Genomic DNA, 17,074 nt, shown 5'->3' with positions numbered 1-17,074 from the left:
GGGGAAATCGAAGCGTTCCGGACCTCCGTGCCGGCTGAGGCACAGGGACTGGTCGATCGTCCGGGACAGCATCACGGCCCGACACGGTCGTGTCGAACCAATCCCCCGGCGCTGGCGAGGCGCTTGCGTTGAACCTTGCCGTTCGCGGTGCGCGGGAGCGCTTCGAGGAAGCGCACCTCGCGCGGGCACTTGTAAGCGGCCAGGCGATCGAGGCACCAGGCGAGGATGTCATCGGAGTCGAGATCGGTGTCTGGCTTCGCCACCACGAAGGCGGTGATCACGCTGAGGTCCGCCCGGACGGGCATCTCCGCCACCCCGACCTCGGCGACGTCCGGGTGCTCGATCAGGACACCCTCGATCTCGTTCGGCGAAACCCGGTAACCGAATGCGTTCATCAGGTCGTCGTTGCGGCCATGGAAGGTCAGGTAACCGTCCGCGTCCAGGCTCGCGAGATCGCCGCCGACGAACCAGTCGCCGCGCATCACCGACGCCTCCTCTTCGGGCCGGTTCCAGTACCCCAGCATCAGCCCGGGCTCGGAACGATGGATGGCGAGGAGACCGATCTCACCGGGGGGCAGCGGCTCGGCCGGGCCTTCCGTCGGCAGGATCGCGACGCGGCGCCCGGGCTGCGGCTTGCCGGGTGAGCCGGGACGCACCGGAATGGTCGGGCCGCTCGACACGTAGGTGGAGCACTCGCTCATCCCGAGGGCCTCGTAGAGGGGTTTCCCGGTCGCCTGCGTCCAGGCGGCGAGGAGTTCGGGCGCCAGCGCCTCGCCCGCCGTCACGCCGTGGCGCAGGGTGCCGAGGTCGACGGCACCGAGGTCGGCATATTTCAGGATCTGCCGGTAGAGGCTCGGCACGGCGGCGAACAGCGTCGCACCGTGGCGCGCGATGAGCGCCGGCCAGATCGCCGGATCGCGCGGGCCGTCGTAGAGCACCGCGGTGGCGCCGCAGGCCCAGGGGTCGGTGATGCCGACGCCGAGGGTGTAGGTCCAGTTCATCGTGCCGGCATGGAGCATCACGTCGTGCTCGGACAGGCCGAGCCAGTGCGCGTGCATCGGCCGGCGGCCGCGGATCGCCCGGTGGGCGTGCAGAACGCCCTTGGGGCGGCTGGTCGTGCCGGAGGTATAGACCAGGGTCGCCGGATCATCGGCGCCGGTCTCGGCGTAGTCGGGCAGGGCGGGGCCGGCCTTCATGGCGGCGATGTCGTCGGACCGGAGCAGGATCCGACCGCCGAGCCCGGCCCGATCGACGGAATGGCCGGCGCCGGCGACGACCACCGACGCGCCTGAGTTCTCCATCAGGAACGCCGCCTCGGGCTCAGTCAATTGCGGCGAGGAGGGCAGGGCGACGAAGCCCGCCGCCAGGGCCGCGAAATAGACGAGGACGTAATCGGCCTCGTTGCCCATGCGGATCATCACCCGGGCGCCGGGCTCGAGACCCAGGGACCGAAGCCCCGCACCGATGCTGCGCACCGCACGGTCGACCTCACCGAAGGTCAGGGTGCGGGCGTCGTCGCCGGCACCCGCCATGATGAGCGCCGTCTTGTCGGCGCGCAGGCGGGCGTTCTCGGCGAGGCAGTGACGGGCGCCGTTGAACCGAGAGGTTTCGGGGGCAACGGCATAGGATGCGGTCAAGAGAAGGCTCCGTGGCGACCCGCACAGGGAAGCCGAAAGCGGACGCCCCGACAAGGGCGCCCGCCTTCCTGCGACGGATTTGCCGGCGGCTCGTGCTCCTCAGCCGGTGATTTCCTTGGCGGCCGTCAGCATCTCCTTCATGGCCTCGGCGGCGGCCTGGTAAGCCGGCGTTCCGACGTCCCAGTTGTTCGCCTTGAGGGCTTCCAGCATCCGGTTGGCCTCGGCGACGGCCTTGGTTTCCGCGGCCGCGAGGCGGGCGAAGGCGGGATGGGCGGCGGGGGCCGTACCGGCGAGGTCGGCCCTGAGGCTGCGGCCGGGCTGCCCCGACAGGGTCGCCAGGACCGGGTCGGGCTGCGCCATGCCGACGAGGACGCGCGCGAGCCTCCGCTTCCAGGCACCGATGTCGGCCGGCAGGCGCACCAGGGCATAGAGTGGCACGTCGCGCGCATTGGCGTTCAGGGCCGTCTGGCCGGTGGCCTCGGCGCGCACGAGGCGGCTGGTGATCTTCTCGATCTCCTCGTGGGTTTTGGAGGCCTTGGCGGCGATGTTCTGGACGCTGGTGGAGATCTCCGAGGTCGCCGCGCGCTGCTGGCCAAGCATCTGGGAAATGGCTTGGTTGAGGTCGCTCGCCTGCGCGATGCGGGCGTTGGTCTCGACGATGCGGTGCTCGAGGTGATCGACGATGGTGCGGCCCGTGGTGACGGCGCTCCGGCTCTCGTGCACGGCTTCGGAGATCGCACCCATCTCGGCGGTGAGGGTGCTCAGGAGCCCGCGGATCTCACCGGTGGACTTGGCGGTCTGGGCGGAGAGCGACTTCACCTCGGCGGCCACGACGGAGAAGCCGCGGCCGGCCTCGCCGGCCCGGGCGGCCTCGATGGTGGCGTTGAGTGCGAGGAGGTTGGTCTGGGCCGAGATCGCCGCGATGGTGGTGGCCATCACCTCGATCTGGGCGATGGCGCGCTCGAGGACCACGACGCGGTCCGAGATCTGAGAGGTCCGAGCGTCGATCTCGTGCATCGCCGTGCGCGCCTTCTGCGCGTCTTGGATGCAGGCCTGAGTCTCCGCTAGGGCGCCCTGCGCCACCGCCACGACGGTCTCGGAGGTCTGGGCCACCTCCGCCACGGAGGCCGCCATTTCCTCGGTGGCGCCAGCGATCGTCTGGGTGGCGCTCGCCACCTCGCCGACATCGTAGGTCATCCAGCCGGTATTGGTGGCTGCCTCGGAGGCCTCGCGGGCGACGGAAGCGGTGCTGCCGAGGCTGCGCAGCAGCTCGGCTTCGCGGTTCGCGTGCAGCCGTTCGATCGCGGCCCGCAGGGGCCCCTCGGGGAGCTCGACGGCGGCGAGGGACTGGCTCGCCATCAGCGATTCGACGGCTCGAATCAGGCGTGCTTCGTCCCCGGCCTGGATGGTGCCGGGCGCGGCGTCGATGGCGGACGGCTTCGGGGCGGAACGGGCGAAGGGTAGGCCGAGCATCGGGAGTGATCCTGTAGGGCGTAGCGATGTGATCTACCGGTCTTCCATTAAAGTATCCTTATTCGTGATCACATCGGCGCCCCAGCAAGACGCCATGCGCAATCGCGCGCCCGAATTTGGGTGCAGCGCAAACAATTCGCAGTCCCATTCACACAATCAGTGCTTGTCATCTACCGGTCATCTAGGCGATTAGAGCCGCACCGGCTCAAAACTTCGAACTGAAAATTTCAGCTCTCCATCCTTGACCAAACGGTTACGGATCAAAATTTCGCGGTCCAGCCGTGAACGTCGGCCGCGACACGAGCTCAAGCTTGCGCCTCTTCCCGTCCGATCGCGGGATCCCGCTTCTGGTGTCAGGTTCGAACCGATGCGGCCCGTTCCCCACCCGGCCCCGGCCTTCCGTCGAATTGAGCCGAAATCGTTCATTTCGCGAGCCCCGTCGGCCATGTCGTCCGCGGAACGGAAACCTGCCCTGAGTTGTATTCGGGGATCGAGGGGCGCGGATCAGGCCGAGCGCGACAGCGCGACCTCGCGCGGACCGATGAGGTCGGCCTTCCGCTCCAGCAGGGTGGGCGGGGGCACCGGGGCCTCGATGGTGCAGACGACTCCCGCCGTCGCGAACAGCAGCTGAACCTCGCCGTCGAGTTCCCGGGCGAGGCTGCGCTCGATCAGGCGAGACCCGAAACCGGTCCGGGTTGGCGGGACGACGGGCGGCCCCCCATCCTCGCTCCAGCGCAGGATCAGCCGGGTCTCCGCCTGGCGCTCCACCGACCAGGCGATCGTCACGGTTCCCCCCTCCTGCGAGAGGGACCCGTACTTCACCGCGTTGGTGCCGAGTTCGTGCAGCGCCATGGCGATCGACAGGGCGAGACGCGGCGGCAGGCGCAGGGCAGGACCGGACACGAGGAAGCGCGAGCGCTGCCCCTCCGTCGCGTCCAGCGGCGCGATGGCGTCGGCCACGACGTTTCCGAGCTCGGCACCGTCCCAGCTCTCGCGAGTCAGGACGTTGTGGACCCGGGCGAGGGCCAGCAGGCGGGCCTCGAAGGCGGCCCGGGCCGCACCGGCCTCCGGTCCCTCCAGGCGGCGCAAGGATTGCCCGGCGATCGACTGCACCGTCGCCAGGGTGTTCTTGACGCGATGATTGAGCTCGTGGATGAGCAGTTGCTGGTGCTCCGCGGCGCGCTTGGCATCGGTGATGTCGACGTTGCACCCGGTATAGCCGAGGAAATTGCCGGTATCGTCCGTGCGCGGCACGCCCTCGCAGCGGATCCAGCGGACCACACCGTCCCGGTCGATCACGCGGACATCGGCCTGGAAGGGCACCCGGGCCGCGAAGGCATCCCGAAAGCGCGTCGCGAAGGTCTCGTAATCCTCCGCGAAGATGACGCGGCGCCAATCCTCACCCGTGAGTTCCGCCGCCGTATGGAGGCCGAACATGTGGTCGAAATGCATGTTGGCGAAACTGATCTGAGCCGTCTCGTCCGTCATCCAGATCAGGGCCGGCGCGGAATCGGCCATGTGCCGGAACCGGGCCTCGCTCTCGCGCAGGGCGCTCAGGCCCCGCTCCGTCTCGGCCAGGGCGCGGTCGCGCTCGTCGCTGCGCAGGCGCAGGCGCAACGAGGCATCCGCGAGCACGTCCCCGAGACGGCGGATCTCGTGGATGGGCGAGGTGATCCGGGGAATGACTTCGCCCCGCGCGAGGGCCGGACCCGTCGCAGCGAGCCGGCGCAGGGGTTGCGAGACGCGCGACCACAGATGGACGGCGAGGATGGACGAGGTCGCCAGCACGAGGAGCCCGAAGCCGCAGAACGCCCAGATCCAGTTGCGCAGGCGCGCTTCCACCAGGGCCTGAGGGATGATGGCGGCTGCCGTCCAACCGGTCAGGCGCGAGCGTGCCTCGACGACGGTCACGGCCTTCAGGCGCCGGTCCTTGCCCTCCCAGACGTTCGGCGTCGCGGTCTGATACTGGCGCAGAGTCGCGGGTTGCTGCGCGCCGATGAGGGCGTCCGGATCGGGCACCCGCGACAGGATGATCCCATCCCGGTCGGAGAGCCCAGTGATCCAGCCCTCGACGGCTTCCCGGGCGACGAGGCTCTCGAGACGGCTGATCGGCACGGTGAAGCTGAGGATGTGGCTGATGCCGCCCTCGCCGAGCACCGGCACGGCCACCGCGTAGGTCGCCTCGGTCGGCTTCATGCCCTTGACGTATCCGGAAACCACCGCGCGCTGGCTCCCCGATGCGATCTCGCGGTCAAACGGCAGCCCGCTGCGCGGCAGGGGCGCGCCGCGCGGAACCGCCGTGTTCACGACCTGCTGCCCATCCGGACGCCGCAGAAGGATGTCGAGGCCGACGGCATCGCGCACCAGGCGGGCCTGGGCGTCGAAGTTGTCGAACTCGCCATCCTTCAGTCGCGGCGACGTCGCCAGGGTCTGCAGCACCGAGACGAGCCCGGCGGTGTCGCGATCGACGGATAACGCGATGCCCCGCACGTTCTCGCGGGCATCCTGCTCGAAACGGGCCCGTTCCGTTCCGGCGTATCGGACAAGAAGGATCGCCGTGAAGATCAGACCCGGACCGATCAGCGCCACCACCAGGGCGACGAGGTAGACCTGCGTCGAGAATCCCCGTAGGCGGATATGGGCGTAGGCCGAGGCGAGCGACCTTGGCCTCCACCACCGACGCCCCGTGCGACGCTCGGTCGTGGATTCTCCGGGTGGCGGGCTGTTCATGGACGGTCGACGCCCGAACGATCGATATGGCCGAGGTCGCGCCCGGGGGCGAGCTGGTCCCGAACCCGCTGCTTCAACATCTTCACGTCCGGAAAGCCGCCGTCGCGCGTCCGATCCCAGATCAGGTGTGGTCCGCACTGGATCACGAAGACGCCGCCGGTGCCGGGAACGAGCGCCACTTCGCCGAGATCGTCCCGAAAGGTGGATAGGAGTTCCTGCGCCATCCATCCCGCTCGCAGCAGCCATTGGCACTGCGTGCAGTAGGTGATTGAAACCCGCGGCTTCTCGGGCGATGGGCGGGGCGTTTCGTCCATGGCGGGTAAAGCGACCGATCGTTCCCGGCTTGTCAACCGGCGCGCGGCACGCCTCCGGTGCAAACCGGGGGCGACCCGCTTTCGGCCGGGTTTTCCCCGGCTGCCAAGCCGTCTTCCGGCCATGCCGTCTCTCGCGGCCGGGTTTTCTCTCGCGGCCGGGTTTTCTCTTGCGGCCGGGTCTTCTCTTGCGGCCGGGTCTTCTCTTGCGGCCAAGTTTTTCGCCGCGCGCCTTTATCGCAGCGGGCGCGCACCTATGTGTCATCACGCGGCGCCCGGGGATCGATCGCGGGTGCCGGTCCGCTGCCGAGGAGTCCAACATGCGTTCAGGTGTCGTCACCCCGGCGGCGGGGCCGATCAGGACTTGGCTCGGCCGGGCGCGGATCGCGGTCGCCGCCCTCGCTCTGGGGACGACCCTGACCGGCTGTGGCGCCATCAACCGGGTTCCGACCCTGGAGGAGCGGGCCAAGTCCTCCTGGAGCGAGGTGCAGAACCAGTACCAGCGCCGGGCCGACCTGATCCCGAACCTCGTCGAGACGGTGAAAGGCTACGCCCAGCAGGAAAAGGACGTGCTGATCGGCGTCACAGAGGCGCGGGCCAAGGCCTCCAGCGTCAAGGTCGATGCCTCCACGGTCAGCGATCCGCAGAAGTTCAAGGAATTCCAGGACGCCCAGAACCAGCTCTCCGGCGCCCTCGGCCGCCTGCTCGTCACGGTGGAGCGCTACCCCGACATCAAGTCGAACCAGAACTTCCTCGCCCTGCAATCGCAGCTCGAAGGCACCGAGAATCGGATCGCCGTCGCGCGCCGCGACTACATCGCGGCCGTCCAGGACTACAATACGGAGGTCCGCACCATCCCCGGGCGCTGGATCGCGGCATGGTTCTATCCGGAGGCGAAGCCGATGGAGACCTTCACGGCGACGCCCAATTCCGAGCGCCCGCCGAACGTGAAGTTCTAGCCCGCCATGGGCCGTCCGCGCCCGGGACGCCTCGGAACGCCGTCGGGCCGGCCACACGCCCTCCGGCTTTCCGCGGCGGGCCTGCTCCTGGGTCTCTGGCTGGCCTTCGGCCTCACTGGCGTTGAGGCCCGCGCCGCCGAGCCAACCTTCCCGGCCCTGACGGGTCGGGTCGTCGATGCCGCCGGCATCCTGAAACCCGACGAGCGGGCGGCGCTGGAGGCCAAGCTGAAGGCCTACGAGGACAGGACCTCGGACCAGGTCGTGGTCGCAACGGTTCCGGGCCTGCAGGACCGTACCGTGGAGGACTACGCCAACCGCCTGTTCCGTGCCTGGAAGCTCGGGCAGGCGAAGACCAACAACGGCGCATTACTCCTCGTCGCCCCGACGGAGCGCAAGGTCCGGATCGAGGTCGGCTACGGACTCGAGGGTGCCCTGACCGACGCCCTCACGAAGGTGATCATCACCACCGCGATCACGCCGCGTTTCAAGACGGGCGACTTCGCCGGCGGCATCAACGCGGGCGTCGACGCGATGCTGTCCATCCTCGCTGGCGACGCCGAGGAATGGCATCGCAAGGCTGAGATACGCAGCGACGAGGCCGATCCCGGACAGGTGATCATCTTCATCGTCCTGTTCTTCATCGTCCTGTTCGTCGTCTACCGGATGAACCGGGGGCGACGGGGCGGCGGAGGCGGATTCATCGTCCTGCCGGGACCGTCGTCCGGTGGCTGGAGCGGCGGCGTCTCGGGCGGCTTCGACAGCGGCTTTTCCGGCGGCGGCGGATTCTCCGGCGGTGGTGGCTCGTCGGGTGGGGGAGGGGCGTCCGGTGACTGGTGAACGGCGTCCCTTCCTGGACCCGGCGGCGCGGACGCGGATCGGAGAGGCGATTCGCCGGGCCGAGACCGAGACGGCGGGCGAGATCGTGGTGCTGGTGGCCGCCCGCGCCGGGCTCTACCGCTCGGCCCCGCTGCTGCTGGCGCTCGCCGCCGGCCTCGCCGTGCCATGGCCCCTCATCGTGCTGACCCCCTGGAGCGCCGCCGCGATCGCCCTGACGCAGGTCGCCGTGGTCCTGCTGGCGCTGCTCGCGGGTCTCCATCCCCGCGTTCGGATGGCCCTGGTGCCGCGGGCGATCCGCCGCGACCGGGCGCACGAGCAGGCCCTGCGCGAGTTCACGACCCGCGGTCTCAGCCGCACGGAGGGGCGGACCGGCGTGCTGATCTACGTGGCCCGCGCTGAGGGCCATGCCGAGATCGTCGCGGACCACGGCGTCGCCGCGCGCGTTCCGCCAGCCGCCTGGGCCGGCGCGATCGAGAATCTGCTGGCGGCCCTGCGGCGCGGCGAGGCGGAGGCGGGGCTGACCACCGTCGTGGCCCAGGTCGGCACCATCCTGGCCGGGCCGCTGCCGCCGGAGGCGAGGCCCGTCGACGCCCTGCCGAACCGGGTGATCGAACTCGACTGACGATCGGGGGGCCTTGCAACTTCCAGTTACAATTCCCGGATGTGTGATTCAAACCCTAACGATTGAAACACCCCGCCTCTGGCTGTTCCGCAGAATTTGCGCGAGAAGCACCCTTGACGATCTGCCATCAAGGACAGGTCGCTGGAGCGAGACGTCATGAGTGCGGTATCGAAGCACGGGCCCTGGGCACTCGTGGGAGCGCTGGGGGCTGCAGCCCTCGCCATCGTCGCGACGACGCGCGGCGAAACGGTCAACGCCCTCTGGATCGTCGTGGCGGCGGTGTGCGTCTACGTGATCGCCTACCGCTACTACTCGCTCTTCATCTCCTCGAAGGTCATGCGGCTCGACAACAGTCGCCAGACCCCGGCCCACGTGCACAACGACGGCCTCGACTACGTTCCGACCAACCGCAACGTGCTGTTCGGCCACCACTTCGCCGCCATCGCGGGTGCCGGGCCGCTCGTCGGCCCCGTGCTCGCCGCGCAGATGGGCTACCTGCCGGGCCTCCTCTGGATCCTGGCAGGCGTGGTCCTGGCCGGTGCCGTGCAGGACTTCATGGTCCTCTTCATCTCGATGCGCCGGGACGGGCGCTCGCTCGGCGAGCTGATCCGGTCCGAGCTCGGCACCATCCCGGGCGTCATCGCCCTCTTCGGCACGTTCATGATCATGGTCATCCTGCTGGCGGTGCTGGCCATGATCGTCGTGAAGGCCCTGGCCGAGAGCCCCTGGGGCACCTTTACCGTCGCGGCGACGATCCCGATCGCGATGCTGATGGGCCTCTACGCCCGCTACATCCGGCCCGGAAAGGTCGGCGAGGTCTCGATCATCGGCTTCGTGCTGCTGATGCTGGCGATCGTCTACGGCGGCAACGTCGCCGCAGATCCGTACTGGGGTCCGTTCTTCACCTTCACCGGCACCCAGCTCTGCTGGCTGCTGATCGGTTACGGCTTCATCGCCTCGATCCTGCCGGTCTGGCTCCTGCTCGCCCCGCGAGACTACCTCTCGACCTTCCTCAAGATCGGCACCATCATCGGTCTCGCGCTCGGCATCGCCTACGTCGCCCCGCACATGCAGATGCCGGCCGTCACCAAGTTCGTCGACGGGAGCGGACCGGTCTGGGCCGGGTCGCTGTTTCCGTTCCTGTTCATCACCATCGCCTGCGGCGCGGTCTCGGGCTTCCACGCCCTGATCTCCTCCGGCACGACGCCGAAGCTGATCGACCGTGAGTCCGATGCCCGCTTCATCGGCTACGGCGGCATGCTCATGGAGAGCTTCGTGGCCGTGATGGCCCTGGTCTCCGCCAGCGTGATCGAACCGGGCATCTACTTCACCATGAACTCCCCGGCCGGCCTCGTCGGCACGACGCCGGAGAGCGCGGCCGCCGCGGTCACGAAGCTCGATCCCGCCTTCGCCATCACGGCGGAGCAGATCGCCCAGACGGCCAAGGACGTCGGCGAGCACTCGATCATTTCCCGCGCCGGCGGCGCGCCGACCCTCGCGGTCGGCATGGCCCACATCATCTCCTCGGCCGTCGGCGGCAAGGCGATGATGGCGTTCTGGTACCACTTCGCCATCCTGTTCGAGGCGCTGTTCATCCTGACGGCCGTGGACGCCGGCACCCGCGCCGGGCGCTTCATGCTGCAGGACCTGCTCGGCCTCGTCTCGCCGCGGTTCAAGGACACGACGGCCTGGGCGCCCAGCATCCTGGCCACCGCCCTGTGCGTCGGCGCCTGGGGCTACTTCCTCTACCAGGGCGTCACCGATCCGCTCGGCGGCATCTACACCCTCTGGCCGCTGTTCGGCATATCCAACCAGATGCTGGCTGCCGTGGCCCTCACGCTCGCGACCGTGGTGATCTTCAAGATGAAGCGCGAGCGCTATGCCTTCGTCACGATCATCCCCACCGTCTGGCTCTGCGCCTGCACCCTGACGGCGGGCTGGCAGAAGATCTTCTCGGCGGATCCGAAGATCGGCTTCCTCTCCCATGCCGACCGCTTCTCGGCCGCCATCGCCGAGAACAAGGTGCTGGCGCCGGCCAAGGACATGGCCGACATGCACAAGATCGTCTTCAACGATCGGATCGACGCGGCCCTCGCGGTGCTGTTCGTCGGCCTCGTGGTCGCCATCGCCACCTTCGGCATCATGGCCTGCGTGAAGGCCTACCGGGCCGATCGCTGGACCGCCCTGGAGAGTGGCGGCCCGGTCGCCGTTCCCGCGGAGTAAGCCCCATGGCGCTGTCGTCGACCGAGTTGCGGGACCGTCTCAAGACCTTCTCGAAATGCGTCTGCGACGGCGCCCGTCTGATGGTGGGGCAGGGCGACTACGAGGCCTATGCCGCCCATATCCGCAGGACGCATGCGGATCAGGAGCCCATGAGCGAGCGGGAATTCTTCCGGAACCGGGAGAACGCCCGTTTCGGCGTCGGCAACCGCAGCGGCTTCCGCTGCTGCTGATCGGTTCCGTCTGCCATCCTGGCGGATGTCAACCAGGCTGGCGGCCCCCCGCCCGCGGCGCTGGCAGCGCCGCGCTCGCGTCCATCCTGGAGCGCATCGCCAGGGATGGCGACCATGGCGCCGTCGCGAGCTTCCTGCGCATCCATCCCATGACTCGGGAACGGGCGCAGCGCATCCGCGCCCTGGCTGGCTCCGCCACCACCGACCGGCCCATCCTGACGGGCCAGGACTGGGCGTTGCTGAAGGGCATCTGCCGCGACGGCCCGGCCACATCGGCCCCCTGAAACAGGCGGCGACGTCAGGGTCCAGGCCGCCGGTTTACACCCGGAAACAAAAAACTCGGGTCCAGACCTCGATTGCGTCGCGTCGTCACGGCTACAGAGGAGCCGGTGGCATGCGACCACCGTGGTACACCAGCCTCGACGCGATCGCGTGGGAGCCGCATGGGCCTCGTTCAGTACGCTCTGAAGTTCCGCATCACGATCTACGTCCTCGCCGTGCTGATGATGCTCGGCGGCGCGGCGGCGGTCGTGGTCGCGCCCAAGGACGTGCTGCCCACCGTGGATATCCCGGTGGTCGTGGTAGTGTGGACCTATAACGGCCTGTCGACCTCCGAGATGGAGCGTCGCATCACCACCTACGCGGAGTTCTCGCTCTCCAACAACGTCAACAACATCGCCCGGATGGAATCCACGACCCTCCAGGGCACGGCGATCCAGAAGATCTACTTCGACGGTTCGGTGAGCATCGATCTCGCCATCGCGCAGGTCGTCTCGGCGATGAACTCGATCCGCGCGACGATGCCGCCCGGCGTGCAGCCGCCCATCGTCCTGCGCTTCTCGGCCTCCTCGGTGCCGGTGATCCAGCTCGCGCTCTCGTCCGACCGCGAGAGCCTGACCAAGGTCTTCGATTACGCCCAGTACCGAATCCGGCAGCGCCTGACCCAGGTGCCGGGTTCGACCCTGCCGTCGCCCTTCGGCGGCACGCCGCGCCAGATCATGGTCGACCTCGACCTGCATGCCCTGCAGGCCCTCGGGCTCACGGCGCTGGACGTCACCAACGCCGTGACGGCGCAGAACCTCACGATTCCCTCCGGCCTCGCCAAGATCGGTGAGCAGCAATACCCGGTGCAGCTCAACGCCTCGCCCGAGGCGATCGAGGCCCTGAACCAGATCCCCATCAAGGTAGTGGGCGGCCAGCCGATCCTGGTGCGCGACGTCGCCAACGTGCGCGACGGCGGCCCGCCGCAGGTCAACATCGTGCGCGCCGACGGCCTGCACTCGGTGCTGATGCGCATCTTCAAGAACGGCACCGCCTCGACGCTGGACGTGGTCAACAACGTGAAGAAGGCTCTGCCGGACATTCAGGCCGCCGCCCCCGAGGGCATGAGCCTGAAGCCGCTGTTCGACCAGTCGGTCTTCGTCTCCGCCGCCATCGAGGGCGTGATCCACGAGGCGATCATCGCGGCGGGCCTCACGGGCCTCACCATCCTGCTGTTCCTGGGATCGTGGCGCTCCACCATCGTGGTGCTGGTCTCGATTCCGCTCTCGATCCTGACCTCACTGGCGATCCTGGCGGCGCTGGGCGAGACCATCAACGTGATGACCCTCGGTGGCCTGGCGCTGGCGGTCGGCATCCTGGTCGACGACGCCACCGTGGCGATCGAGAACACCTACCGGCTGTTCGAGGAGGGCGAACCCTTCCGCAAGTCCGTGGTGGAGGGCGCGGCCGGCATCGCCAAGCCGGCGCTGATCTCGACCCTGTCGATCTGCGCCGCCTTCGTCTCGGTCTTCGCCCTCACCGACACGCCGAAATACCTGTTCACGCCGCAGGCCCTGGCGGTCGTGTTCGCGATGCTGACCTCCTACGTCCTCTCGCGCACCCTCGTCCCGGTGCTGATCGACGTGCTGGTGGCCCGGGAATACGATGCCAAGCACGGGCAGGGCGCCGAGCCGCGGCGGGGGCGCGTCGCCCGTTCCCTCGGCTGGATCGGCGGCCCGGTGCTCCGCTTGGCCGGCTGGTTCCGGCACGGCTTCGAGGTGCGGTTCGCGCGCTTCCACCGCGGCTATCTCGGCCTGCTCCACGTCGTCATCGCGCGCCGCGCAGCAACGCTGACCCTGGTGGCCGTCGTCTTCGCGACCACGGCCGGGCTCTTCGTCTTCGTGGGGCAGGATTACTTCCCGCAGGTCGCCTCGAGCCAGATGACCCTGCACCTGAGGACCCGGCCCGGCATGCGCATCGAGACCGCCGAGCAGGTCTTCGCCCAGGTCGAGAACGTCGTCCGCGAAGTGATCCCCGAGGGTGAGATCGACCAGATCCTCGACAATATCGGACTGCCGGCGAACAACTACAACTTCGCCTTCTCAGACGGCTCGTTCGTCGCCTACAACGACGGCCAGATGCTCATCAACCTCAAGGAGGGACACGGTTCGGTGGCCGACTACACCAAGCGCCTGCGCGAGGTGCTGCGCGAGCGCTTCCCCGACGTGGTCTTCTACTTCCAGCCCTCGGACATCATCACCCAGATCCTGAACTTCGGAACCCTGGCGCAGATCGACATCCAGGTTTCCGGTCGCAACACCGCCAAGGACCTGGAGGTGGCGCAGAACATCGTCCGCCGCCTGAAGGCGGTGCGCGGCGCCGTCGACGTGCACCTGCACCAGATCGTCGGCACGCCGCAATTCTTCGTGGACGTCGACCGGCGGCTCGCCTCCGAGCTCGGGCTGACCCAGCAGCAGATCGCCCAGGGCCTGAACGTCTCGCTGTCGGGCTCCTTCCAGGTCACGCCGAACTTCTGGACCGATCCGAAGACCGGCATCCCCTACCAGCTCTGGGTCCAGACGCCGGAGTATCGCAACGACTCGCTGACGGCGCTTCAAAACACGCCGCTCCTGGTCAATGGCGGCCCCGACGCGCCGGGCGTGCTGACGCTTCTCTCCAGCGTCTCCACCATGCGCCGCGAGGGATCGCAGACGGTCATCAACCACGTCAACACGCAGCCGACCTTCAACGTCTACGCAGCGGTGCAGGACAGCGACCTCGGCTCCGTGTCGAAGGAGATCCGCAAGATCATCGCCGACGAACAGAAGGCCCTGCCGGCGCCCGACAAGATCACGGTGCGCGGGCAGATCGAGAACATGGAATCGGCCTTCTTCCGGCTCCAGGTCGGCCTCGCGATCGCCCTCGTGGCGGTCTACCTCCTGATGGCGGTGAACTTCCAGAGCTGGGGCGACCCCTTCGTGGTGCTGGCTGCCCTGCCGCTTGCCTTCTGCGGCATCGTCGCGAGCCTGTTCATCACCGGAACGACGTTCTCGATTCCCTCGCTGTTCGGCGCGATCATGTCGGTGGGTATCGCCTCCGCCAACTCCATCCTGCTGGTCACCTTCGCCAAGGAGCATCGCGAGGCGACCGGATGCGGCGCGGTCGAGGCGGCCCTGCTGGCCGGCGAGACCCGCCTGCGGCCGGTGCTGATGACCGCGAGCGCGATGTTCCTCGGTCTGATCCCCATGGCCCTCGGAACGGGAGAGGGGGGCGAGCAGAACGCCGCGCTGGCCCGGGCGGTGATGGGCGGCATCGCGGTCGGCACCCCGGCGACGCTGCTCTTCGTGCCGTTCCTGTACGCCCTTCTGCGCCGGGGCGAGGTCAAGCCGTTGGAGGATTACGCGTGAGCCGTTGGCGGGTCTTGGGCATTGCTGGCAGGGTGAGGCCCGCCGGTTCGGGGATGGGACAGCCGTGATGCATCAGACCCATGACCCGTCCGACATTCCGCCGCCGCCCGGCAAGGCGCCGTTCCTGATCGCCGCGCTGGCCGCCATCGGCCTGCTCGCCTGGGGCGGGTACGGTCAGATGGAGCGGCGCGCCGCCGCCTCCGAGACCCAGCGCAAGATGAACAGTTTCGTTCCGGTGGTGCGCACCGCCACCGCGGAGCGGGCGGACAAGCCGATCGACATCACCCTGCCAGGCCAGACCGACGCCTTCGCCAAGGCGGCCCTCTACGCGCGCGCCACCGGCTACATCGCCGAACGCCGCGTCGACATCGGCAGCCGCGTCCGCCAGGGCGACATCCTGATGCGGATCGCCGCTCCGGATCTCGACCAGCAGCTGGCCCAGGCGGAAGCGCAGACGGGGCAACTCGAGGCCGCGCTCCTGCAGGCCAAGTCCATGGTCGACCAGGCCAAGGCCAACGTGAACCTCGCCAACGTCACCAACACCCGCACCACGACCCTCGCCGGCCAGGGCTGGGCCTCGAAGCAGAACGCGGACAATTCCCAGGCCAGCGTGCTCAGCCAGGCCGCGACCCTCGCCTCGGCGGAGGCCGGCGTGAAGGTGGCCCAGGCCAACATCAAGGCGCAGGCGGCCACGGTGGAGCGCCTGCGCGCGCTCACCGGCTTCAAGGACATCATCGCGCCCTTCGACGGCGTCGTCACCCAGCGCGGCGTCGATGTCGGCGACCTCGTGCACGCGGACGGAACGGGGACGGCCCTGCTCTCCATGGACCGGGACGACATCCTGCGCGTCTCGGTCAACGTGCCCCAGAACGTCGCGGTCGGCGTGAAGCCCGGCGTCGATGCCTCGATCAAGGTGCCGCAGATCGCCGACCGGACCTTTTCAGGCAAGGTCGAGCGCAGCTCCGTGGCGCTGCTGACCTCGTCGCGCACTCTCACGACCCAGGTCGACGTGCCGAACACGGACGGCGCCCTCCGGGCCGGGCTCTACGTCTACGTCACCCTGAAGGTGCCGCGCACCGAGCCCAACGTGCGGGTGCCGGCCGAGAGCCTCGTCTTCAACCAGCGCGGCACGCAGGTGGCGGTGGCCCGCGACGACGGTACGGCGCAGTGGCGCACGGTGACGATCCGGCGCGACCTCGGCACGACCGTCGAGCTCGGCCAGGGGCTGGAGGGCGGCGAGGAGATCGTGCTGAGCCCGCCCGCCGACCTGCGCGACGGCCAGAAGATCGAGCGCAAACCGCCCGTGGGCGACGGCAAGCCGCTGAAATCGGCGGCCCGGTAGCGCACCCTTCACACCCTCCGCGCCGCACGTTCCATCGGCCGAAATCGGGCGATCTCATCGGGGCGATCGGTGTTTCCGGCCTGTTTGGAGCCGATGAAATCCGGGCAGGTGTGACCCTGGGCGTCGAAGACCTATCGACCGCGGCGATCCCGGGATCGTGCCCCTGCGCGACCTCGAAGCCGACGAGCATCGACACCTGCGCGCTGTGGTGTCCTTCGTCGGAATCTGCCACCTCGGTGCACACCGCGGGGCGGGCGGGTCGATCGCGCCGGCAGACCCCGTCACGAAGAGAAGACAGGTTTGGCTTCATGAGGACAGCGAACGGGTCTCGCATCCGACACCTCCTGCTGCTCATTCTCAGTATCGTGTTCGTCGCGGCCGGTCTCGGGATGATCGTCACCGGAGCGGATGGCGGCATCACGACGACGGCGTTCTTCGGGGTCTGCGCGGCCGTCGCTGTCTGGCAGATGTGGCCGGGCCTGCTCGAGACCGAGACCCGTTCCGCCGACGCCCTGCTCGCGCGCTACCCGGGTCCGGTCGTCCTGCGCGCCTCGAAGCGCAAGCTCCTGTTCCTGGCCGCTCTGTCGGCCGTCTTCGGCGGGGTCATGCTCTGGATGCTGCTGCGCGAGGCGATCCCGATCGCCGCCCAGGTGCTGGTCTGGCCGGGCGTGGTACTTTTCCTCGGTGGGGCGCCCTTGATGATCGTCATGGCGATCCGGGGTTCGGCGCTGCACCTGGACGGGGTGGACCTGACGATCGTGCGGGCCGGCCGCTTGCGGCGGGTGCGCTGGCACGATGCCAGCGGATTCACGGCGGTCGCGGTGTCGGGCGCGGCGCAGCGGATCGTCATGTTCGACGACGCCAGCGCCGGCGAGACGCGCCTCGCGGCGATGAACCGCCAGCTCACCGGACGCGGCGTGGGCCTGCCGGACACCTATGGGTTGAGCCCGGATGCCCTGGCGGACTTGCTGGCGGCGTGGCGGATGCGGGCGGTCTCGGGCGAGCGTCGCCGCCTTCCCGACGTGGATCGGACCTGACTCCT

The 17,074-nt window shown here is 68.8% G+C and carries 13 protein-coding genes; 9 read left to right on the top strand and 4 right to left on the bottom strand.

What is annotated here, in order from left to right; translation table 11 throughout:
• Positions 1-71: 71 nt before the first annotated feature.
• The 4 genes from AC0IWM_RS06415 to AC0IWM_RS06400 all read right to left on the bottom strand — a co-directional run bounded on the left by AC0IWM_RS06415 (position 72) and on the right by AC0IWM_RS06400 (position 6,154).
• Entirely contained in the window at positions 72-1,637 is a 1,566-nt protein-coding gene (locus tag AC0IWM_RS06415; RefSeq protein ID WP_471753605.1) for an acyl-CoA synthetase, read from the bottom strand.
• Between the two features lie 99 nt (positions 1,638-1,736).
• Positions 1,737-3,110 carry a methyl-accepting chemotaxis protein gene (locus AC0IWM_RS06410; protein ID WP_471753604.1) on the bottom strand — a complete coding sequence of 458 codons (1,374 nt, stop codon included), beginning with the start codon at positions 3,108-3,110 and terminating at the stop codon, positions 1,737-1,739.
• A gap of 504 nt (positions 3,111-3,614) precedes the next feature.
• A complete protein-coding gene (locus tag AC0IWM_RS06405) occupies positions 3,615-5,840 on the bottom strand; it encodes a sensor histidine kinase (protein ID WP_471753603.1) in 2,226 nt (741 codons plus the stop codon).
• Positions 5,837-6,154, bottom strand: a complete 318-nt coding sequence (locus AC0IWM_RS06400) for an Rdx family protein (protein WP_471753602.1) — start codon at positions 6,152-6,154, stop codon at positions 5,837-5,839. Before AC0IWM_RS06400 ends, AC0IWM_RS06405 begins: the two co-directional genes overlap by 4 nt.
• 317 nt (positions 6,155-6,471) lie before the next feature.
• Here AC0IWM_RS06400 and AC0IWM_RS06395 point away from each other — a divergent pair, with 317 nt between their 5' ends.
• From AC0IWM_RS06395 to AC0IWM_RS06355, 9 genes are all read left to right on the top strand, one after another.
• Positions 6,472-7,110, top strand: coding sequence for a LemA family protein (locus AC0IWM_RS06395; protein ID WP_471753601.1), 639 nt, complete (start codon positions 6,472-6,474; stop codon positions 7,108-7,110).
• A gap of 6 nt (positions 7,111-7,116) precedes the next feature.
• A complete protein-coding gene (locus AC0IWM_RS06390) occupies positions 7,117-7,947 on the top strand; it encodes a TPM domain-containing protein (protein WP_471753600.1) in 831 nt (276 codons plus the stop codon).
• Positions 7,937-8,569: a TPM domain-containing protein gene (locus AC0IWM_RS06385; RefSeq protein WP_471753599.1), complete on the top strand. Its 633-nt coding sequence runs from the start codon at positions 7,937-7,939 to the stop codon at positions 8,567-8,569. Before AC0IWM_RS06390 ends, AC0IWM_RS06385 begins: the two co-directional genes overlap by 11 nt.
• A gap of 156 nt (positions 8,570-8,725) precedes the next feature.
• Positions 8,726-10,792 (top strand): carbon starvation CstA family protein, encoded by a 2,067-nt coding sequence (locus tag AC0IWM_RS06380; protein ID WP_471753598.1) that lies wholly within the window; start codon positions 8,726-8,728, stop codon positions 10,790-10,792.
• 5 nt (positions 10,793-10,797) lie between these two features.
• Positions 10,798-11,022, top strand: a complete 225-nt coding sequence (locus AC0IWM_RS06375) for a YbdD/YjiX family protein (protein WP_056212834.1) — start codon at positions 10,798-10,800, stop codon at positions 11,020-11,022.
• Between the two features lie 149 nt (positions 11,023-11,171).
• Positions 11,172-11,306 (top strand): hypothetical protein, encoded by a 135-nt coding sequence (locus tag AC0IWM_RS06370; RefSeq protein ID WP_471753597.1) that lies wholly within the window; start codon positions 11,172-11,174, stop codon positions 11,304-11,306.
• 159 nt (positions 11,307-11,465) lie between these two features.
• Positions 11,466-14,690 carry an efflux RND transporter permease subunit gene (locus tag AC0IWM_RS06365; RefSeq protein WP_471753596.1) on the top strand — a complete coding sequence of 1,075 codons (3,225 nt, stop codon included), beginning with the start codon at positions 11,466-11,468 and terminating at the stop codon, positions 14,688-14,690.
• A gap of 67 nt (positions 14,691-14,757) precedes the next feature.
• Entirely contained in the window at positions 14,758-16,032 is a 1,275-nt protein-coding gene (locus AC0IWM_RS06360) for an efflux RND transporter periplasmic adaptor subunit (protein WP_471753595.1), read from the top strand.
• A gap of 308 nt (positions 16,033-16,340) precedes the next feature.
• Positions 16,341-17,069, top strand: a complete 729-nt coding sequence (locus AC0IWM_RS06355; protein ID WP_471753594.1) for a hypothetical protein — start codon at positions 16,341-16,343, stop codon at positions 17,067-17,069.
• Positions 17,070-17,074 lie beyond the last annotated feature (5 nt).

The sequence above is a fragment of the Methylobacterium sp. AC433 genome, assembly GCF_979253015.1.
Note: the sequence above shows the minus strand (reverse complement) of the source record. Positions and strands in the feature narration are given on the sequence as shown.